19 protein-coding genes and 2 riboswitches are annotated in these 22,113 nt (G+C 32.5%); of the genes, 4 read left to right on the top strand and 15 right to left on the bottom strand.

Features of this window, described 5'->3' with window-relative positions:
- Nucleotides 1-3 precede the first annotated feature (3 nt).
- Entirely contained in the window at nucleotides 4-996 is a 993-nt protein-coding gene (locus tag B6K90_RS19250; protein ID WP_088014386.1) for an ABC transporter substrate-binding protein, read from the bottom strand.
- An 87-nt stretch (nucleotides 997-1,083) separates the two neighbouring features.
- Nucleotides 1,084-1,193, bottom strand: a riboswitch (TPP riboswitch).
- A 229-nt stretch (nucleotides 1,194-1,422) separates the two neighbouring features.
- On the opposite strand from B6K90_RS19250, the gene racE reads away from it, so the two are divergent.
- Entirely contained in the window at nucleotides 1,423-2,214 is a 792-nt protein-coding gene (racE, locus tag B6K90_RS19245) for a glutamate racemase (protein WP_088014385.1), read from the top strand.
- Between the two features lie 94 nt (nucleotides 2,215-2,308).
- Here racE and B6K90_RS19240 read toward each other — a convergent pair whose 3' ends face one another.
- On the bottom strand, nucleotides 2,309-2,752 hold the full coding sequence (locus B6K90_RS19240) for an RrF2 family transcriptional regulator (RefSeq protein WP_088014384.1): 444 nt from the start codon (nucleotides 2,750-2,752) through the stop codon (nucleotides 2,309-2,311).
- 186 nt (nucleotides 2,753-2,938) lie between these two features.
- On the opposite strand from B6K90_RS19240, the gene hmpA reads away from it, so the two are divergent.
- On the top strand, nucleotides 2,939-4,183 hold the full coding sequence (gene hmpA, locus B6K90_RS19235) for an NO-inducible flavohemoprotein (RefSeq protein WP_088014383.1): 1,245 nt from the start codon (nucleotides 2,939-2,941) through the stop codon (nucleotides 4,181-4,183).
- An 802-nt stretch (nucleotides 4,184-4,985) separates the two neighbouring features.
- Here the strand turns inward: hmpA and B6K90_RS19230 are convergent.
- The 8 genes from B6K90_RS19230 to B6K90_RS19195 all read right to left on the bottom strand — a co-directional run bounded on the left by B6K90_RS19230 (nucleotide 4,986) and on the right by B6K90_RS19195 (nucleotide 14,515).
- Nucleotides 4,986-5,492: a GNAT family N-acetyltransferase gene (locus tag B6K90_RS19230; RefSeq protein ID WP_088014382.1), complete on the bottom strand. Its 507-nt coding sequence runs from the start codon at nucleotides 5,490-5,492 to the stop codon at nucleotides 4,986-4,988.
- Nucleotides 5,493-5,516: 24 nt separating this feature from the next.
- Entirely contained in the window at nucleotides 5,517-7,190 is a 1,674-nt protein-coding gene (locus B6K90_RS19225; protein ID WP_167555434.1) for a DUF2339 domain-containing protein, read from the bottom strand.
- Between the two features lie 247 nt (nucleotides 7,191-7,437).
- On the bottom strand, nucleotides 7,438-9,354 hold the full coding sequence (thrS, locus tag B6K90_RS19220) for a threonine--tRNA ligase (RefSeq protein WP_088014380.1): 1,917 nt from the start codon (nucleotides 9,352-9,354) through the stop codon (nucleotides 7,438-7,440).
- 408 nt (nucleotides 9,355-9,762) lie between these two features.
- Nucleotides 9,763-10,236 carry an acyl-CoA thioesterase gene (locus B6K90_RS19215; RefSeq protein WP_088014379.1) on the bottom strand — a complete coding sequence of 158 codons (474 nt, stop codon included), beginning with the start codon at nucleotides 10,234-10,236 and terminating at the stop codon, nucleotides 9,763-9,765.
- A 205-nt stretch (nucleotides 10,237-10,441) separates the two neighbouring features.
- A complete protein-coding gene (locus B6K90_RS19210; RefSeq protein WP_088014378.1) occupies nucleotides 10,442-11,149 on the bottom strand; it encodes a hypothetical protein in 708 nt (235 codons plus the stop codon).
- Between the two features lie 182 nt (nucleotides 11,150-11,331).
- Nucleotides 11,332-12,093, bottom strand: a complete 762-nt coding sequence (gene sdhB / locus B6K90_RS19205; protein WP_056473098.1) for a succinate dehydrogenase iron-sulfur subunit — start codon at nucleotides 12,091-12,093, stop codon at nucleotides 11,332-11,334.
- A gap of 7 nt (nucleotides 12,094-12,100) precedes the next feature.
- A complete protein-coding gene (gene sdhA / locus B6K90_RS19200; RefSeq protein ID WP_088014377.1) occupies nucleotides 12,101-13,870 on the bottom strand; it encodes a succinate dehydrogenase flavoprotein subunit in 1,770 nt (589 codons plus the stop codon).
- A gap of 9 nt (nucleotides 13,871-13,879) precedes the next feature.
- A complete protein-coding gene (locus B6K90_RS19195; RefSeq protein ID WP_088014376.1) occupies nucleotides 13,880-14,515 on the bottom strand; it encodes a succinate dehydrogenase cytochrome b558 subunit in 636 nt (211 codons plus the stop codon).
- A gap of 300 nt (nucleotides 14,516-14,815) precedes the next feature.
- On the opposite strand from B6K90_RS19195, the gene B6K90_RS19190 reads away from it, so the two are divergent.
- Nucleotides 14,816-15,262 carry a YslB family protein gene (locus tag B6K90_RS19190; protein WP_088014375.1) on the top strand — a complete coding sequence of 149 codons (447 nt, stop codon included), beginning with the start codon at nucleotides 14,816-14,818 and terminating at the stop codon, nucleotides 15,260-15,262.
- Between the two features lie 127 nt (nucleotides 15,263-15,389).
- Here the strand turns inward: B6K90_RS19190 and B6K90_RS19185 are convergent, their stop codons facing one another.
- From B6K90_RS19185 to uvrC, 3 genes are all read right to left on the bottom strand, one after another.
- Nucleotides 15,390-15,584 (bottom strand): G protein-coupled receptor family protein, encoded by a 195-nt coding sequence (locus tag B6K90_RS19185; RefSeq protein ID WP_088014374.1) that lies wholly within the window; start codon nucleotides 15,582-15,584, stop codon nucleotides 15,390-15,392.
- A 223-nt stretch (nucleotides 15,585-15,807) separates the two neighbouring features.
- Entirely contained in the window at nucleotides 15,808-17,049 is a 1,242-nt protein-coding gene (locus B6K90_RS19180) for an aspartate kinase (protein ID WP_088014373.1), read from the bottom strand.
- Nucleotides 17,050-17,156: 107 nt separating this feature from the next.
- A riboswitch (Lysine riboswitch) is annotated at nucleotides 17,157-17,332 on the bottom strand.
- Between the two features lie 73 nt (nucleotides 17,333-17,405).
- The gene (uvrC, locus tag B6K90_RS19175) at nucleotides 17,406-19,181 is read right to left on the bottom strand and encodes an excinuclease ABC subunit UvrC (RefSeq protein ID WP_088014372.1); all 1,776 of its coding nucleotides are present in this window, start codon (nucleotides 19,179-19,181) and stop codon (nucleotides 17,406-17,408) included.
- A 145-nt stretch (nucleotides 19,182-19,326) separates the two neighbouring features.
- Here uvrC and B6K90_RS19170 point away from each other — a divergent pair, with 145 nt between their 5' ends.
- Entirely contained in the window at nucleotides 19,327-19,758 is a 432-nt protein-coding gene (locus B6K90_RS19170) for a PepSY domain-containing protein (RefSeq protein ID WP_088014371.1), read from the top strand.
- Between the two features lie 106 nt (nucleotides 19,759-19,864).
- Here the strand turns inward: B6K90_RS19170 and B6K90_RS19165 are convergent, their stop codons facing one another.
- Complete coding sequence (locus tag B6K90_RS19165) at nucleotides 19,865-21,475, bottom strand: MDR family MFS transporter (RefSeq protein WP_268875907.1); 1,611 nt, start codon at nucleotides 21,473-21,475, stop codon at nucleotides 19,865-19,867.
- A 101-nt stretch (nucleotides 21,476-21,576) separates the two neighbouring features.
- Nucleotides 21,577-22,014, bottom strand: coding sequence for a MarR family winged helix-turn-helix transcriptional regulator (locus B6K90_RS19160; RefSeq protein ID WP_088014370.1), 438 nt, complete (start codon nucleotides 22,012-22,014; stop codon nucleotides 21,577-21,579).
- Nucleotides 22,015-22,113: the final 99 nt, after the last annotated feature.

Genomic DNA, 22,113 nt, shown 5'->3' with positions numbered 1-22,113 from the left:
CCCTTATTTCGCTGGTAAGAAATCATTTGTAAATGCTTCTTTTGGTTTAAAATTTCCTTCTAACAATTTATTTTCAGCTAAAAAGTCAGCATAATTTTTCCATACTGATAACTTTTGCTCACCCCAACGGTCTGCATCATCTTTATATTTAGAGGCTAACCATTCTTGGCTTTTTTCTACTAATTTTTTATCTAAATCCGGATTATCTTTTAGTAAAATCGATGCAGCTTCTTTTGGGTTATCAATTGCAAAATTATATCCTTTTGATGCTGCAGCCACAAACGCTTTTACAACTTTAGGATTTTTACTAATCATTTTTTCGTTCGTAGCTAAAACTGGAGTATAGTAATCTAGCTTTTTACTATAATCAGTTAAATAAATCATGTTTAATTTTTCTCCACGAAGTTCTGCTTCAATACCTGTCCATCCTTGATAAATCCAAGCAAAATCGATATCTCTTTTTACCGCTGTAAAGAAATCAGCATCACCCATATTTACGATATTTAACTTATTAACATTAGCATTTTCTTCTGACATAAGTGATTTTAAAATTGCTTTTTCAACTGGTGAACCCCAACCACCATATGTTTTACCAACGAAGTCTTTTGGAGACTTAATTTCTTTTTTCACTGGCGACGCAAACCCAGAAGTATTATGTTGAATAATTGCTGCAATTGAAACAATCGGTACATTTTGAACTCTTGCTTGTGTAATTGACTCTTGATAAGAAACTCCAAAATCGGCTTTACCAGATGCCACCAATTGATCTGCCCCTGTTTCTCCCGGGCTGATTATATCTACATCAAGTCCTTGTTCCTTAAAGTAACCTTTTTCTTTAGCAACAAAAAGCCCCGTATGATTTGTATTTGGCGTCCAGTCTAGTACGACAGTCACCTTTTTTAATTTCTTTTCCTTTTTAGTATTGGCTGTTTTGTTTTGACCACATCCGGTTAACATTAAACAAATAGCCACTAAAAAAACTACTAATCTTTTCATTATCTATATCTCCTTTTGTTTTTTGTTTATACAAAAAGAAAACGTCCGGATACTAACCCGGACGTAAATGCGCTGTAAAAAACATATCTAAAAAGAGATACTGTTCCCTACGCTGGCATCACCCAGATCAGGTTCTAAGAGTCAACGTCTTAAGGACGCTATCTCAGCCAGCAACACTGGCTCCTCCACATTTTTTCTCATATAAACTTTTCATCATTAATATAACAGATAATGATTGAATTTACGAATTATATTTAACCTGTGTTTAATTGTTTTAATACTCTGTTAATAGGCGCAATAAAACTATGAAATTTTAACATTTTTAAAAAGATATTGATAAACAAAAATATCTTTTCTTATAGTAAAATCTTAAATGAATAAAGAATATACTACATCATCAAATTAAGAGTAAAATGAGGGGATTTATTGAATAAACCAATCGGAGTCATTGACTCAGGTGTTGGGGGCTTAACAGTTGCCAAACAAATTATAAGACAATTACCTAAAGAGGATATTTTATACTTAGGAGATACTGCAAGATGTCCCTACGGATCACGACCATATATGGAAATCAGAGAATTCACTTGGGAAATGACTAATTTTTTAATGGAGAAAGATATAAAAATGTTAGTCATTGCCTGTAATACAGCAACATCAGTAGTTTTAACTGAAATGCGAGAAAAACTTCAAATTCCAGTCATTGGTGTTGTCCACCCAGGTGCCAGAGCAGCAATAAAATTAACACAAAATGATCAAATCGGTGTCATAGGAACGAATGCTACTATTACTAGTAAAGCATATCATTCTGCACTAAAGCGGATTAATGACAAAGTTATAGTTGAAGGTTTAGCATGTCCAGAATTTGCTGGAATTGTTGAAAATGGGGACTACAATAAACCTGAAATATTTGAGATTGTTAAACACACTCTTACACCACTTATTGATTCAAATATTGATACTTTAATACTTGGTTGTACTCATTATCCATTATTGACACCAATTATCCAAAGAGTGATGGGTCCATCGATTCAACTTATCAGCTCTGGTGATGAAACAGCTTTAGAAGTAAGTGCAATACTAGACCAACAAAATATGTTATCTAACTCTGAAATTACTTCACATGAATTTTTTACAACTGGAGATCCAACAATTTTTAGTAAAATAGCTTCATCTTTATTTCAAGAACCGATGGAAAACGTAAAATATATTAAACTATAAAAGTCTGTAGACTTTAATAAATTAAGAAAACCAACAAAGTCAGCCTTTGTTGGTTTTTGTGTTTTTTTAATTGAGAGCGCTCTTCAATGTCATATTATTCCTTTGTATTAATGGAAAGGTAATCTTTAAGCATGGCATTGTTCTTTACAATATCATCTAATGTATATTGATCTAATACTTGTAAAAATTGATCTAACGCTTTATTAAATACATGTTTTAAAGAGCAAACAGGTGTAATCACACAAGTATTGCCGTGTTCAAAACATTCTACAATATTAAAGTCTTCTTCAGTTTTACGAATTATTTCACCAATATTTATTTCTGATGGCAATTTAGCTAAACGGATTCCACCATTTCTGCCACGAACCGTTTCGATATAGCCCATCTTCCCTAAATTATAAATGATTTTCATTAAGTGATTTTTAGAAATACCATAAGCTTCCGCGATGTCCTTAATATTAACTAATTTTTCACGTGGCTCAGAGGATAGAAATATTAGTACACGAAGAGAGTAATCCGAATAATTTGTTAAACGCATAACTTGTCCTCACTGTTTTATTTAAGATTAATCATAGCATAATTGTGAACATTTTTTAAACTTTTATGTATTTTTACGAAAAAATCCACAAAAGAAGTATTTTGTATATTGCTTTAAATGAATTCCAGGTCTAATATAAAGATGTATTTATAATACTACTTTAAAACATGATTAGGGGGATTTTTCATGCTATCTCAAAAAACAATTGATATTATTAAGTCAACAGTTCCAGTCTTAGAAGTAAAGGGTACTGAGATCACTTCAGTATTCTATAAAAATTTATTTACTAATCATCCTGAATTATTAAATGTATTTAATCATACAAATCAACAAAAAGGTAGACAACAAATGGCTCTTGCAAATACTGTTTTAGCCGCAGCACAGAACATTGATAAACTAGCAACAATTATTCCTGTTGTAAAACAAATTGCGCAAAAGCACCGCAGTCTTCAAGTTAAAGCAGAGCACTATCCAATCGTAGGGCAACATTTACTAGGCGCAATTAAAGAAGTTCTTGGTGATGCTGCGACTGATGAAATACTAGGCGCTTGGGCGGAAGCATATGGAGTTATTGCTCAAGTATTTATCGATATTGAAAAAGAAATGTATGAGGAAGCTTCTTCCCAAGAAGGCGGATGGTCTGAATTTAAAGAGTTTAAAGTCATTGAAAAAATTAAAGAAAGCGATGTAATAACATCATTCTACCTAGTTCCTAAAGATGGTTCTTCAGTCCCTACTTTCCTACCAGGTCAATATATTACTGTTCGTTCACAAATTCCTGGTGAAGAATATTTATCAAACAGACAATATAGTTTATCTGACGCACCTGGTAAAAATCACTTTAGAATTTCAGTAAAAAGAGAAGCTGAAGAAAATCAACCTCTAGGTAAATTTTCAAACTACCTGCACAATCAAGTAAATATTGGTGATACATTGGAAATTACCGCTCCTGCAGGTGAATTTACTTTAAATACTGAAGTTGATTCAGATGTTGTTTTCTTAAGTGGTGGTGTTGGAATTACACCGTTAATCAGTATGGCTAAGTCAATTGCAAGCAATCAACCAGACCGTAAAGTCAACTTCATAAGTGCTTCAAGAAACGGTAAATTACAAGCGTTTGAAAATGAACTAAACCAATTAAAAGAGCAATTAACAAATTACAATTTATCATTTGTATACGAGAATCCTTCAGAGGAAGATCTTCAAAATAACAACTTTAAAAGGCAAGGATATATTGATGTAGAATGGTTAAATAACAATATTAAATCAGACAATGCAGATTATTACGTTTGTGGTCCAGTACCGTTTTTAAAAGCGATTATAACAAACTTAAAAGAGTTAGGAATTAAAGATACACAAATTCATTATGAATTCTTCGGTCCAGCAATGAGTTTAGATACTGAACCAAAAAGTCCTGTATATCAAGGCTAATATTTCAAAAGGATGCTCAATTATGAGCATCCTTTTCATGCTGTTGAAAAAACACTGATAAGTAAGTTGTGTGATATTGATTTCCACTTCAGTGTGCTCGCTTTCCATGGGGCGGGATTCTTTAGCCTCCTCGGCCTTGCCTGTGGGGTCTTTAGCCTTTCCGCTAATCCCATAGGAGCCTGGCACCCTTTCGTTCCAATCAACTTCTTAATAAAAAAGAATAATTTTAAAGACAATAGAATATTCTATTAAACTAATGAATGGCCCTTTATTAATCTAATTGTAAGTGATATATAATCGACGACTTACACATCTTTACAAATATTGATCCTCAAAAAAGTATTTTAATAATAATGACATTAATCATGTTCAATTTTTGCAAGTTATAAATCAGCATAAATCACTTATTTATCAAAAAGAAAACAGATAGATCAATAGTAAATACTATTTTTTCATCGAAAATCAGGTAAGGTTGTATTTTTCAATATTGACTACAATATATTACATCACAATGAAATGGATGCTCAATTATGAGCATCCTTTTTATTTCCTTCTAATAACATGGCCACGTTTTTTAAAATTGTCGGTATTGTAAAACTACCAAAAATTGCGATTAGATCACTTGAGTAATATTTTTTTAGTGAGCCATATACTAAGCTGCTGATCATAAGATCGTATAAAAAGAATCGACCAAATTCACGTTTAGTTATGACCATAAAGATGATAGATGCATTTCTTGTTGTAAGAATAAGCCCACCTTCTTCTATAAAAATTGATTATTCTATTAAATAAAATCACTATTTTATTTTTTAGTTAACGTCCAATAATATTTTTCAATTTCTTCTTTTTCTTTTACCATTCCAATTTTCTCTAACACTCTAATAGAGGCATGATTATAAATGGAACAAATTGCAGTAATTCTTGTAACATTTTCTTTCTGCAATCCCCAATTACAAAAAGCCCTACCCATTTCAGTTGCATATCCTTTACCTTGATAACTAGGTGCAATACTATATCCTATTTCCATAATGCCATTTTCATCAGGACCACCTTTAAATCCCATGTCCCCAATAATTAATCGATCCTTTTTATGAATAATAATCCCTTCATATTTTTCTTCAGATGGATGCGTTTGAAAACGAGAGATTTTATAAGGGAAAAGATTTTTATATACGAAAATTGGCCACCCATTAGCGAATCTATAAAACTGATTTTCAAATTCTAACTCTTTACTTCCACTTAAAACAGAAACCATCGCTTCTGCTGTAAAAGTCATTAATATTAAGTTTTTAGTTTCAGTGATTAGCATTAACAAACTCCTGTATACTAAATTTTATTTATTTTTTTGACTGCTGCTTCCTTTAAAAAATATTCTAGAAATTACTAATCCAATCAAGCCAAGCAGTATAAATAAACCGGCTCTAACCATCAATGTAATATTCGGTAAATCTATTAATACAAGTTTTCCTAGTGTCAGTAATAATAACCCTATCCCAGTATATGTCCACACTTTAAACTTTTTAATATTACCAAGAATCATTGCTAAAATTGAAAGCAAGATCCAACTTAAATTAATTAATAAGCGAATCATATTGTCTGACTGATCTACCGCAATTATTTGAACAATTTGTGTTATAAAAGCAATCAATATAACTGTAATTAATAATGAACTGCTTAATAAAATAAATTGCTTTTCTTCTTCATTTTTATAAGCCAAAATTGCAATCGCAATAAGGGCTACAATTAATATAAACCAATTCATCGTTTCAAAAGACCAAAAAGAACCTATTCCAACTGATAAAATCGATATTCCTACAGGAATGAATGTAAGGGCCGCTATAATTAATTTTAGTAAATCTCGATATCTTAAATAAAATAAATAAGTGGATACTGCTTGAATGATTAATACAGTACATAGTAAGTTTTCTGAAACACTGTCCAAACATAGGAATGAAAAGGCTAATATAAAATTAGTCGAGAATCCAAAGAAAAAATCAGATTTCTTTTTATAATAAAAAGTCAGGAATAAATAGCCCACACATAAAAGGATTAAAATCATTGTTCTAGTCTGATCTTCAAATGCACTAAAGATCCAACCTATTGTGAAAATAAAACTGGTGTGAAGAATTAATACTTGCTTTTTAATAACAAACTTAGATTTTATCAATATAACTAGCAAACTAATATGTTGCACGATAATACTTAGTGCGAAATATTCAATTCCATTCGTATTAAAATTAATCAAAGCAACAATTAAATAAGATAAATGCAATAATATTACAGACGAAAGATAAATGAATTTATATTTCCTAAATGTTGCATAAAACATAAAGCATAAGTAAATCACTGTTTCATAAATTGAGAAAAATAAATAGTTTGGCGAATCACTTTTAACTAGGTATGGTACAAAAACGGCTCCTATTATACTAATTAATCCAATAACCTCTGATTTGTATCTATTCATTGAATAATAACCAATACATACCCAAACAATTAAAAGGGAAAATGCAATGGTTGAACCAACCATGCGATATAAGTGATGCATGGCAAATGTAGTTAAAAATAAAACTGGTAAAACGCCACCAATTAACGTTTGGCCTAGAGTTGATCGTTTAGCTTTCATTTGACGATTACCGTACCAGAGTAAAGCAATGGCTATAACAAATCCAATTCCTACTTTTGCATACTTGTTTAATACCCCATAATCTGAAGCTGCTTTAAATCCCCACATTACTCCAAGAATGAAAATAAATATAAAAAATCTAGGTAACCACTTTTGGAAAATAAGCGCTTCATAGTCAACTTTTTCATTTTCAACTGTTACTTTAACCTGTCTACTAACTGTTTTTTGTGGTTTAGAATTATTTACTTTAGTTTCACTTTTTTGTTTTATCTCATCTGAAGTTTGCTTCGTAATTAAGAGAAATTCAATTTGTTTCTTCATTTCTCTGACTTCTTCTTCAAGCTTTTCTACCTTTTTTTGAAGATCTTGATTCTGATTATCCAACTGCATCACCTCTTAACATAACTATGTATTTTATTAAGACTAAATAACTTAAAAGACATCCTTCATATAAGTTCGATATTTTTAAGATTAATCCTATTAAAAAAATGTTTACGAACTATGTTTTTCCATATTTCGTCATATTTCCCAGAAAATAAAGTTGATTACAGTTCTAATGGAAAACAGTCATTTATAATTATATCGGTCAAATAAAAAAATCCTCTATTATAAAAATAGAGGATCTTTAAAATTAAAATAGAACTTTTTCTAATTTTTGTTGTTTGATCATTTCTAAGAAGCTCTCGAATGGTTGAGTACCAATGTCACCTTCGCCACGTTTACGAATAGCTACAGTATTATTTTCAACCTCTTGATCACCAACTACTAACATATAAGGTAATTTTTGAAGTTGTGCCTCACGGATTTTATATCCAATTTTTTCACCACGTAAATCAGCTTCAACACGGATTCCTGCAGCTTTTAATTGATCAGCAAGTTTTTGTGCATAATCATTGTGAACACTTGAAATTGGTAAAACTGCTACTTGAACTGGTGCTAACCATAATGGGAATGCTCCAGCAAAATGTTCAGTTAAGATTCCTAAGAAACGGTCAATTGAACCATAAATTGCACGGTGGATAACAACTGGACGTTCTTTTTGGTTATCCTCATTAACATAAGTTAAATCAAATTTCTCTGGCATTTGGAAATCTAATTGAATTGTAGCACATTGCCAACTACGTTTTAATGCATCTTGAATATGGAAATCGATTTTCGGACCATAGAATGCACCATCGCCAGGGTTTAATTTAAAGTCTAAGTTCTCAGATTTTAGAACATTCTCTAAAGCTTGCTCTGCTGAGTTCCATAACTCTTCTGATCCCATTGAATCTTCTGGACGAGTTGATAATTCTACTTTGTAAGTGAATCCGAATACGCCGTATATTTCTTTAATTAAGTTAATTACTTCAATAATTTCGCCTTCAATTTGGTCTGGACGACAGAAGATATGTGCATCATCTTGAGTAAAAGTCCGAACACGCATCATACCGTTTAAAGCACCAGAATATTCATGACGGTGAACTTGACCATTTTCACACATACGAACTGGTAGATCACGATATGAATGTAATTTATTTTTATAAACTAACATATGACCAGGACAGTTCATCGGTTTCAATGCAAATTTTGTTTCATCAACCTCAGTAAAGTACATATTTTCATGATAGTGATGCCAGTGACCTGATTGCTCCCATAACCTTTGGTTCATAATAAACGGTGTACGAACTTCTTTATAATCTTTTGAAGTTTGTAATCCGCGCTCATATTGTTCTAATTCATTACGGATAATTGTACCTTTTGGTAAGAAGAATGGCATACCAGGTGCTTCTTCTGAGAACATGAATAATTCAAGCTCTTTACCTAATTTACGGTGATCACGTTTTTTAGCTTCTTCTAATAAGTATAAATGCTCTTCTAATTCTTTCTTGCTTGGGAAAGCAGTACCATAAACTCGTTGAAGCATTTTATTATTAGCATCGCCTCTCCAATATGCACCAGCAACTGATAATAATTTAATCGCTTTTACACGGCCAGTTGTAGGAACATGCGGTCCACGGCAAAGGTCTACAAATTCACCTTGAGTATACATTGAAATAACTGCATCTTCTGGTAAATCACGAATTAATTCTAATTTAAACTCATCGTCTAACTCAGTGAAAAATTTAATTGCCTCTTCACGACTAACCTCTGAACGAGTAATCGGTAAATTTTCTTTAATAATTTTTTCCATTTCTTTTTCAATTTTCGGTAGGTCTTCTACTTTAATTGAAACTGGAAGATCTATATCATAATAGAATCCATCTGCTGTTACTGGTCCAACACCAAATGCAGCTTTTTCACCTTTATATAAGCGTTTTACTGCTTGAGCTAAAATATGCGCTGAACTATGACGCATCATTTCTAAGCCGTCTTGATCATCTTGAGTAATTATTTGAACTTCACAATCTTCAGTAATAGGTGTATTTAAATCAACTAATTTTCCATTAATTTTTCCACCAAGCGCTTTTTTCTTTAAGCTAATGGAGATTGAACCCGCGAAATCTTCAACTGTTGTATTTTGTTCCACCTCGCGAATTGATCCATCTGGTAATTTAATTGAAATCATTTAAGTTCACTCCTTTTTCAAATTAATTTTGACAATAAAAAAAGAGCACACTCGTAGGGACGAATGTGCTCGTGGTTCCACCCTAATTTACTGTACACAAAAATAAGTATACAAAATCTCAACGTTTTAACGGTCTACACCGATAGTAGTTACTTGTAAAAAAAAATACGTTCCCCACTATAGCTACAAGGTGGTAAGTCATTCAACGTATAGAGAATTCTCGCACCAAATGAATTCCTCTCTTACTATCGTCTTGAACGCTCGTGTCCTTGATCTTTGCTTTTCCTTATTCTTATAAAAGTATTATATAGAATGTCATTCAATTCTTCAAGTACTCATCTTAAGATTAATTTAATTGTTTTATCATTCTATTCAATCTTTATTCAGTATGTGACAATATTACTTGTTTTAAACACTTACTACAGTATTCTTAATTTCATTTAGTAATTTTTCTTTCCATTCATATTTCCATTGCTCACTACGCCCTGTATGACGATTTATATTTACTAAAGAATTTCGCCCAGTAAAGCAAATTTCACTATTAGCATTAATTCCCATATAGTGTAAATCGATTGATGAATTTCCTATTTTTGCAATTTTTACGTACACATCAATTATTTCATTAAAAAATACTTGTCGTAGGAAATCGCATTGTAAATCAGCGACAACTGGAATTAATTCACTATGATTTGCCGTCCATTCTTGCATAAGCCCTAAATATTTTAAATACTCAATACGTGCTTCTTCAAAATAAACGAAAGGAACTGTATTATTCATATGTCCAAACATATCTGTTTCACTAAATCGAACTTTAATTGTAATCTTAAATGAAAACTCAGATTGCCATTCCTGTAAATTTGCTACATAATTCATTTTCCCCATCGAATTTGCCCCCTTACTATCTAATATTATATCATTAATTCCTTAGAAGAATGAATATTCATTCAGTTTTTAAGGGTGGCAGGATGAAGGAAATAAGGGATGTGGAATAGTAAAGGCGTTATAAGAGATTTGTTTAATATTTCTATCTACTGCTCTCCCTTTCTTACCTTAACCCTATTAAGTCATTATATTACAAAATTCAATTTCAATAATTTTGATGAATATAATTCCCATGTTTGAATGTGATTCTTTTAAGATTGTTATTACGCATCCAAGCATCTACACGTTTTTCAAAAAGCTCTCCCCCATATATTGGGTATCTTTCTGATATAGGATTTTTTTCATTATATATCTTATTTTTAAAATCATTTGTCTTAATTAAGTAGCATTGATCAGAAAAACCATATCCGATATAAAAGTTTTCATCTTCATCCATCGACTCTTGTTTTGCTTCAAATACATTTCCATTCCATACTGGATTTGCTACTTTGATTTTTTCATCATCTTGAAGTTTAAGTATTGATAAATCAATCCAATTAAAAGGCTTTTCTAAAATAGAATCACTTGAAAAGTGTAGTAAATACTCTGTATTACAAAGATAAATACTAACAAGTTCTGAGATTGAATAGTAATAACCACCTTTGAAGCTATCTTTATTAACCTCAAAATAATTAAGAGCTTCATTTGAATAATCATCAACTATTACATATGAAGATAAAACATCTCTTGCGACAAGTTTGTCTGCATGACGACTGACTTCCCTTACATTTTGTACGTTATTAATATATAAAATTTTTTCTTTAAATCGATAGAGATTAAACTCAATCATTTTCTCTATCCGATCTGTCTTTAAAAGAATTTCCCAATCTTTTTCATAGCATTTCGTCTCAAATGTCACTTCAAACTGTTGCATTCAAGTCAACCTCCGTTCGAAAGCAATGAATGGGGTATGATACCTCCCTTTGCTGCCTTTACTATTGATATGATTTAAGAGTGGAGTTTATTAGAAGATATTTATTTAAAGTTTATAGAAATTTGTCAAAAAAAAAAAAAAAAAATAAAAGCATGTCCCTAAAGAACATGCTTTTATGTCTATTAAATTTCGTCGCTTCCAAAGAAGTCTTTGAAAGATTGGATTGTAGTTGCACGGTTTAACGCTGCAATAGAAGTTGTTAAAGGAATACCTTTTGGACAAGATTGTACACAGTTTTGTGAGTTACCACAGTTTGATAATCCACCGTCTCCCATAATTGCATGTAGACGTTCTTCCTTATTCATTTCTCCAGTTGGATGAGCATTAAATAAACGTACTTGTGAAAGCGGTGCAGGCCCAATAAAGTTCGATTTACTATTAACGTTTGGACAAGCTTCTAAACATACACCACAAGTCATACATTTTGATAATTCATAAGCCCATTGACGTTTTCTTTCAGGCATTCTTGGTCCAGGACCTAAGTCATGCGTTCCATCAATTGGAATCCATGCTTTAACGCGTTTTAAAGAATCGAACATACGGCTACGATCAACTTGTAAGTCACGTACTACAGGGAATGTGCTCATTGGCTCAAGACGAATTGGTTGTTCCAATTTATCGATAAGCGCAGAACATGATTGTCTTGGTTTACCGTTGATAACCATAGAACATGCTCCACAAACTTCTTCAAGACAGTTCATGTCCCAAGAAATTGCAGTCGTTTCTTTTCCATTTGAATTAACTGGATTTTTACGAATTTCCATTAACGCCGAGATTACGTTCATATTCGGACGATAAGGGACAGTAAATGTTTCTTCATATGGCGCAGTATTTGGTGAATCTTGACGTTTAACAATTACGGTAATTGTCTTTTCAGCAGTCATTGTTCCATTATGCATTTGCTTTGTCCTCCTTCTTCTTAGAATAATCTCGTTTTCTTGGTTGAATTAATGAAGTATCAACATCTTCATAATAGAATAATGGTGAATTTGATGTTTCATCAAATTTAGCCATTGTAGTTTTTAAGAATTCCTCATCATTACGGTCTGGGAATTCAGGTTTATAGTGAGCTCCACGGCTTTCATTACGGTTATATGCACCTAATGTGATAACACGCGATAAGTGAAGCATGTTTTCAAGTTGACGAGTAAATGAAGCACCTTGGTTACTCCATTTAGCTGTATCATTAATATTAATGTTTTGATAGCGCTCATAAAGTTCTTGAATTTTTTCATCAGTTTTTAATAAGCGATCATTGAATCGTACTACAGTAACGTTGTCTGTCATCCACTCTCCAAGCTCTTTATGAAGAAGGTATGCATTTTCTTTACCGTCCATTTTATAGATGCGATTCATTTTTTCTTTTTCTTCATTAGCATTTGATTCAAATACTGTAGTTGAAACATCATCTGAAGATTTAGCTAAACCATTTACGTATCTTACTGCATTTGGTCCAGCAACCATTCCACCATAAATAGCAGAAAGTAATGAGTTAGCTCCTAAACGGTTAGCTCCGTGCATTGAGTAATCACACTCACCAGCTGCAAATAAACCAGGAATTGTAGTCATTTGGTCATAATCAACCCATAATCCACCCATTGAGTAGTGAACTGCAGGAAAAATCTTCATTGGAACTTTTTTCGGATCATCACCTGTGAATTTTTCATAAATCTCGATGATTCCACCAAGTTTCACATCAAGTTCATGTGGATCTTTATGTGAAAGATCTAAATAAACCATGTTTTCACCATTGATACCAAGTTTATGGTCAACACATACAGAGAAAATCTCACGTGTAGCAATGTCCCTTGGTACAAGGTTTCCATAAGCAGGATATTTCTCTTCTAAGAAATACCATGGTTTACCATCTTTATACGTCCAAACTCGTCCACCTTCACCACGAGCACTTTCACTCATTAAACGGTTTTTATCATCTCCAGGAATTGCAGTTGGATGGATTTGAATAAATTCACCATTTGAATAAACAGCACCTTGACGATATACAGCTGCAGCAGCTGAACCAGTGTTGATAATTGAATTTGTAGTTTTACCAAAGATAATTCCAGGGCCACCAGATGCCATAATTACTGCATCCGCAGGGAAGCTTACGATTTCCATTGATGTTAAGTTTTGTCCAACAATACCACGACATACCCCTTCATCATCAACAACAACTCTTAAAAATTCCCAGCCTTCATATTTTTGAACAAGACCTTCAGATTCGTAACGACGAACTTGCTCATCTAATGCATATAATAATTGTTGTCCAGTCGTAGCACCAGCAAATGCTGTACGGTGATGTTGCGTACCACCGAAACGACGGAAGTCTAATAGTCCTTCAGGCGTACGGTTGAACATTACACCCATTCGGTCCATCATATGAATGATGCCAGGTGCTGCTTCTGCCATTGCCTTTACTGGTGGTTGGTTTGCTAAGAAATCTCCACCATAAATCGTATCATCAAAGTGCTCCCAAGGAGAGTCACCTTCACCTTTTGTATTAACCGCACCATTAATTCCACCTTGAGCACATACTGAATGTGATCGTTTTACGGGAACTAATGAAAATAAATCTACTTTTGTGCCAGCTTCAGCGGCTTTAATAGTTGCCATAAGACCAGCTAATCCGCCACCAACGATAATTATTTTCCCACTCATGATTCTCTCTCCTTACTTGTACGCTAGTGTTGGATCAATGAATGCAAAGATAGCAGTTAATCCAACGAATGATAATACAACGAAAACACCTAATGTAACATATGTTGAAATACGTTGTGATCTAGGTGTTACAGTAATTCCCCATGATACGAAGAATGACCATAATCCATTAGCAAAGTGGAAAATTGTTGAAATAACACCTACTATATAGAAAACTAACATAAATTTCGATTGGAAAATATCAGCCATCATATTATAATCAACAGTTGCTCCCAATTGAGCAGCAATACGTGTCTGCCATACGTGCCAAGTAATAAAAATTAACGTAATTACGCCAGAAATACGTTGGAATAAATATAACCAGTTACGTAAGTATCCATAATTTTTAACATTGCTTGTTCCTGTGAACGCAATGTATAGTCCGTAAATTGCATGGTATAAAATTGGTAAGAAAATGACAAAAACCTCTAAAAAATAGCGGAATGGTAAATTCGCCATAAATTCAGCAGCTTTGTTGAACGATGTCGCTCCATTTGTCGCAAAATGATTGACAACTAAGTGCTGTGTTAAAAAGATTCCAACCGGAATAACTCCTAGCAATGAATGAAGTTTTCTAAAGAAAAACTCCCTTCCATTCTTGTTGCTCATGTAAACCCCTGCCCCCTTTAGTTTGTGCACATGAAAATGTAATCCTTCTATTATTCTAAAAAAATAGAATAAATAAGTAATACGCATAAAAAGTCGAAATTTTTATGACATTTATCTACAACCCATTTTACTCCTGATAATATAGGAGGTCAAGAAAACGCGTACATTTTTCTTTACTGAAAAAACTTCTCATTTAGATTGGTAGCTCTTGTAATCTACAAGTGTCGAATTATTGTTTTTACTATTAAATATTGTATATAATAAAAACATGTTTTTTAGGAAAGGGAGAGTTATCCGACCATGACGAACGGCATTGAAAATTTAAATATTCCGGGAAATATATCTGGTTTTGGCTATGAGCTAATACGTAATGATTTATTGAATGATTTATTAGGAAAAGAACAAAATGATATTTTATATTGGGCGGGTAAAATGATTGCCAGAAAATATCCTTTAGCAACCTTTGAAGAAATTATAGAATTTTTTGATCAAGCTGGTTGGGGTAATCTTACTGTTGAAGAAGAAAAGAAGCAGGAAGTTCATTTAACATTATCTTCTGAATTAATTACATACAGAAATCAACAAAAAAAGAACGTATCTTACCAATTAGAAGCTGGATTTCTAGCAATGCAAATTCAACAGCAAATCGATGTTATAGCTGAAACGTATGAAGAGCAAAGTAAAAGAGGCGATAAAGTAAAGTTCCTAGTCAAATGGGATTTAAAGGATCCAATTACAAAAAGATAAATTGAAAATAACCACAAGGAATATAGGTCCTTGTGGTTTTTCATTTAATGATTTTCATTAATATATTTATATATGAGTTCAAATACAGATACATAATTTTATTAACTGAGTTTTTACAAATAATTCCTTACCCCTTCTCTTTCCTATCCTTACTTTGATCCTGCCTTCTAATTCCTTCAAAATTCTTATTTCTTTTAACTCCTTTAATTACAGAATTTAATAAGAATAAACAAATAAAAACAAAAAACAAAATGGCGAGTAATAATAGAACGAACTGTAGCACAATTTCTCCATATCCGTACGAAAGTAAACTATGCCTCATTATTAATACCTCCTTCTTTTATTTACCATTTAGCCGTTCGCCTTACTCATATTAAATTTACAGAATATTTATATAACTTATTCTCTTAACGAATAAAAAAACCCTTTTATGCTCCATCTCTATACTATACGGCTTTGTAAATCTGAACGTGATGAATATTGAAAAAATCAATAGATTAAAGCCTATATATAAGAATTTGTATGCTAAAAGGGTTTATTAATATTTAGTTTTCTACTACTACTTCCTCATTAATACGATCTAATTCATATCCTTTATGAAGAGCATGAACTGCTTCTTGTAATTTTGATTTTGGTACCACTGTTGAAACTTTAATTTCAGAAGTACTTACCATTTTTACAGGAATTTCACTTTCAGCTAAAAATTTAAACATTTTTGCAGCTACACCTGGATTAGAAACCATTCCGCTACCTACAATTGAAACTTTAGCAAGTTCACTTTCAAAATCAAATGAACGGTAACCTAAATATTCTTTCTTTGATTCTAGAACTGTAATTGCTTCCATCATATTTTCAGATTTGATTGAGAATGACAGATTTACTAAGTTATCTGATGTTACGCTTTGGATAATAATATCAACATCAATACCTTCACTTGCTAGTAAAGTAAAGATCTTAGGTAATAAATCTACATGGTTATTTAAACCATTTAAAGTCATCCTTGTTACATTAGATTCGAATGCGATTCCTCTTACGACTGATTGTTGTTCCATTTGTTTTTCCTCCCCAATAAATGTACCGATTTCATCATGTTGACTTGAGCGAACTTGAATAACTAAATTATAATTTTTTGCGAATTCGACTGCTCTTGGATGCAAAACTGCTGCTCCTAAAGCTGCAAGCTCTAACATTTCATCATAAGAGACATGGCTTAATTTAGATGCACTTGGTTCAACTCTTGGATCCGTAGTATAAACTCCTAATACGTCCGTATATATATCACAGCGTTCTGCATTTAAGCTTGCAGCTAATGCTACTGCTGTTGTATCTGAACCACCACGACCTAATGTCGTAATTTCATTGTTGTCACTTAAACCTTGAAAACCTGCAACAATAACGATATATCCTTCATCAAGTAATTGTTGAATTCTTTCAGTATGAATTGTTTCTATACGCGCATTTCCATGGACAGATTCAGTTTGAATTCCAGCTTGCCAACCTGTTAGAGAAATAGCTTTAAAACCTTTTGCTTGGATTGCCATTGCAAGTAAGGAAATAGAAACTTGTTCCCCTGTAGTAAGTAACATATCTAATTCACGTTTACTGTTTTGTGGACTAATTTGAGCTGCTAAACTAACTAGTTCGTCTGTATGATGGCCCATCGCAGATACAACTGTAACTACTTGGTTCCCTTGTTTATATGATTTGGTTACTGTTTCAGCAACATGCTGAATTCGTTCAATTGAGCCTACTGAAGTACCACCGAATTTCTGAACAATAATTCCCATTTTTCTCATCCTCACTTGTTTACTTAAAAAAGAATACAAAAAAGCGCGTGAAGCAATGTTCACGCGCCTAATTTACAAATAAAATAAAATAGACAAATCATCAACATCTCTTCAATAGCTCCCCGCATAATTATTATGCGACAGTACTACATTTCTTAAATGCAGTCCCAACAAAATGAATTGTGGATTCATTTTATTTCGGCAAAACTTCCTTTCAACTGTCCATCACAACGCCACACGTCTATGACAGCATACTCCTAAGTTTTGCACCTCTATTACGAGAGAAAATCATTTAATTTTAACTAAAATATAAATTATTTTGAAAATAGTGTCAAGATAAATCTTTTGTAAGTTTGTCACTCTTTATGGAAATGCTGATAAATTTCTTCTGCCACATTTTTTGGCATTTTAGCTGCTACTAACTCATCAATTGATGCCTCTTTTATTTTTTTGACTGATCCAAAATGTTTAAGCAGGGCTTTCTTTCTTGTACCACCTACACCTGCTATGCCATCTAAAGCAGATTGAACCATTGATTTACTATGAAGCTGACGATAGAATTCTATAGCAAATCTGTGTACCTCGTCTTGAATCCTTTGTAATAAAAAAAATTCCTGGCTTTGTCTACCTAGTTGGACAATTTGAGGAGGTTGTCCGATTAATAACTCTGATGTGCGGTGTTTTTCATCTTTTACAAGTCCCGCTGTTGGGATAAATAAACCTAACTCATTTTGAAGTACATCTTCGACTGCAGCTAGATGTCCTTTCCCGCCATCCACAATTATTAAGTTTGGTAAGGGTAAATTCTCTTTTAATGCTCTTGAATATCTTCTCCGTACTACCTCACGCATTGAATCATAATCATCAGGTCCAACTACAGTTTTAATTTTATATTTGCGGTAATCTTTTTTTGAAGGCTTTCCGTCTATAAAGACAACCATAGCTGAAACAGGATTTGTTCCTTGAATATTTGAATTATCAAATGCTTCAATTCGATACGGAATTTCAATATTTAAAATATCCCCTAGTTTTTCTATTGCTTTAACTGTTCTTTCTTCATCTCGCTCGATTAATTTAAATTTTTCACCAAGTCCAATTTTGGCATTTTTATTTGCTAATACAACAAGTTCCTTTTTTTGACCTCTTTTTGGTTGGAATACAGGAATTTTTAGTAAATCTTTTAAAATTTCAGTATCAACTTTATCTGGTACAAAAATTTCTTTTGGTTTTATATTATGGGGTTTTGCATAAAATTGCCCAATAAATGATAGGAATTCTTCCTCTGCTTCATCGTAAATCGGAAAATATGAAACATCTCGCTCAATTAATTTTCCTCTTCGAACAAAGAATACTTGAACACACATCCATCCCTTATCAACCGCATAACCAAATACATCTCGATCAACTAAATCACTACTCATCATTTTCTGCTTTTCCATAGTCGCTTCAATTGATACAATTTGGTCTCGATACTCTTTCGCGCGCTCGAAATCTAATTGTTCAGATGCAGCAAGCATTTTTGCTTCTAACTCTTTTCGTATTTGGTCTTCCCCACCGTTTAGAAAACGGACAATTTCATTAACTATTTCTTGATTTTGATCGTCAGTTACTTCTTTTACGCAAGGCGCAAGACACTGACCAATATGATAATATAAACAAACTTTATCTGGTAATGAAGAACATTTTCGTAATGGATATAAACGATCTAATAATTTTTTTGTTTCATTAGCGGCAGTAGCATTAGGAAAAGGTCCAAAATATTTACCCTTATCTTTCTTTACATTTCGCGTAATCAATAGACGCGGATGTTTTTCAGCAGTTATTTTAATAAAGGGGTATGATTTATCATCCTTTAACATGATGTTATATTTCGGATCATATTTCTTAATTAAATTCATCTCAAGAATTAATGCTTCCATATTTGAAGAAGTAACAATATATTCAAAATCTGTTATCTCTTGAACTAATCGATATGTCTTACCATCATGGGATCCCGTAAAATAAGACCTAACTCTGTTTTTTAACACTTTAGCTTTTCCCACGTAAATAATAGTCCCTTGAATATCTTTCATTAAATAGCAACCAGGCTGATCCGGTAAAAGCGCTAATTTTTCTTTTAAGTGATTGTCCATTCCCTCTCACCTCTTTCGTGCAATTGTACACTTAATATTATAATCCCCACATTTAAAAACTGAAAATACTTTAATGTTATTAAGTAAAAATTAAGCTTTCTATTGTAACTTTAATTTCACTAAAAGAAGAAAAGGAGATGTAAAGATGAAAAAAGTAAGAGTCATTCATTTTTGGATTGGTGTTATTGTTTCGGTTTTCCTACTAATCGAATCAGCTACAGGAATTATCCTGTATTTTAATAAAGGTGGCGAAGAAAGAGGAAGATTTTCAATGCAAGGTCAGTTTCCATCAGGTGGACAATTTAATGGAAACCAACAAAATCAAAACAGCGATCAAAACACAACCCTTCAAAATGGACAAAGTGGAGATAATACTCAAACTCCATTTCAAAATTTAGAAAAAAGACCTGAGCAGTCTGCATTTTCAGTGAAAAGCTTACATACCGGCATAATTGGTTTAATTAGTGGGATCGGTCTATTTATACTTACAGGAACAGGATTAGCTTTATCTTGGATTTTGTTTAGTAATAAACGCAAAATGAAAAAGAAAAAAGAAAAAGTATCTATGGCAATTTAATATGAAATGATTTCCCCTTTACTAAAAGGGGTTTTTTTGTCTTTAATATAAAAAATAAGACCATCCAGATAAAATCTAGATGGTTCTTTTATTTTGGCTTGAGAAATTATGAAGTAGCAGTTTCTACTTCCACTTGTTCTTGCTCTTTTCCTTCATTATCCCCAGCTTTTCTATTTGTTAATTTAATTGGCTTTAGGAATAATGTTACAACAGCACCTACAAGAATGAATCCTAATCCAACAAAGAATACTTGGTGTAAAGAATCCATTAAAGATGTTTTAATGATTGGTAACATTCCTTCTAAAATCGGTTTAGGAATTAACTTCTTAGCATCTTCATTAAATAACATTGTAAATACAGATTGAGGAGTTGTATTAATCATGTCTTTAAATTTGTCTACTAATGGTGCAGCTTGTGCTGGTAATTTATTTAAGAATGGAACTAAATCATGATTTAGAAGTGTTCCTGATTTACCATTCATTACCGCACCTAAAACAGTTGCACCAAATGTACCTCCGATTGAACGGAAGAATTGGCTAGAAGATGTAACAATCCCTAATTCTTTCTTATCAAATACTTCTTGAAGAGCTAATGTAATTGTCGGCATTACTAAACCAATACCAAGCCCCATTACTCCCATATAGATCGTTGCAATTGTTTTACTTGAATCCATATCTAAAGTTGTTAAGAAGAATAAGCCTAATGCGATTACGAACATCCCTGTAATAATTTGAGGTTTAATACCTACTTTGAACACAAGCTGACCACCGATAATACTTGCAATGATCATTGTAATCATCATTGGAGTCATGATTGTACCAGATTCTGTTGCACTTACACCAACAATACCTTGCATGAAGAACGGTACAAACATAATTGCGCCAAACATCGCAATTGTCATAAAGAACCCAATTAAATTTAATGTAACGAAAGTTCTATTTTTGAATAAATGCATTGGTAGAATTGGCTCTTCAGCTTTATTTTCAACGATTACGAAGCTAACGATTCCCACCACTGCTAAAGCAAATAAACCAATGATTTGCCAAGAATTCCAATCATATTCAACTCCACCTAAACTTAAAGCAAGGAGTAAGCTTACTACACCAACAATCATAGTAACCATACCAGCGATATCGAAATTAATTGGTCCAGTATTTTTTCTTCCTTTTAAACCTAATGCGATAAAAATAGTTGCGATAATACCTACAGGAAGGTTAATGTAGAATACCCATTTCCAGTTTAATGAGTCAACAATCCATCCACCAATTTGTGGTCCGATTACTGAAGCTAAACCGTAAATACCACCGAAAACCCCTTGGAATTTCGCACGTTCTTTACCAGTAAACATATCCCCAATTACAATCATAGCCATCGGCATCATGACACCGCCACCGATACCTTGAATACCACGATAGATAATTAATTCTGTCATATTATGAGCGATACCACATAATGCAGATGCTGCCATAAATATAACTAAACCAGCAATATATACACTTCTACGACCTAAAAGGTCAGCTAATTTACCGGCGATTGGAACAACAGTAGTTGAAGTTAATAAGTATGCTGTTGTAAGCCAAGTCATCATACTTAAGCCGCCAAGATCCCCAACAATTTTAGGCATTGCAGTACCAACAATAGTACCATCTAATGCTGAGAAGAACATTGCTATAATCAGTCCTATTAGCAATAGTTTACGATTACCTTCTTTTTGAATAACTGTATTTGCACTTTTACTCAAAATATATTTCTCCCTTCTCTTCCATATCTTTTTTCTTTTTATAATTACTAATACAAAAAAGTATCTTGTAAAAATTTCTATAAATCAGCTGCAGCATTTGCAAGCTTTTCAGCAATATTTGCAAATTGTATAAGCTCTTCGTCAGTAAGAGTATATAAGAAGCTTTCAAAAATTTCTTTTCGATCTTTTATTACTGCATTTAATTTTTTAATGCCTTCCTCAGTTAACAGTATATTTACAACCCGACGGTCTTTTTTATCATGTTCTCTATAAACAAAGTTATTATGCTCAAGTCGATCAATCATAAATGATACCGCACTTGGTTTTACACCCATCATTTCTGCGATTTCAGATATTTTACAGCTTTCATTTTTTTTTAAGTACATTAAAACAAAAAATTGAGTAGCTGTTACACCATGACTATTCATACTATCTGTCACTTTTGGTTGCATCTTATGAATAGCACTATGAAGTGAAATCTGGATCCGTTCAATGTACTCATTTTTTTTTCCCAAGAAAATTAACCTCCTTTAACAATTAATCCAAGTAAATATTTAATGCGTGTTAAATATTAATGCTTATTAAATATAAAACGTGACAGAAAAATAGTCAAT

The organism is Gottfriedia acidiceleris (assembly GCF_002128425.1).
Taxonomy (GTDB): Bacteria; Bacillota; Bacilli; order Bacillales; family Bacillaceae_G; genus Gottfriedia; species Gottfriedia acidiceleris.
This window is presented reverse-complemented; position numbering and strand designations above follow the sequence as displayed.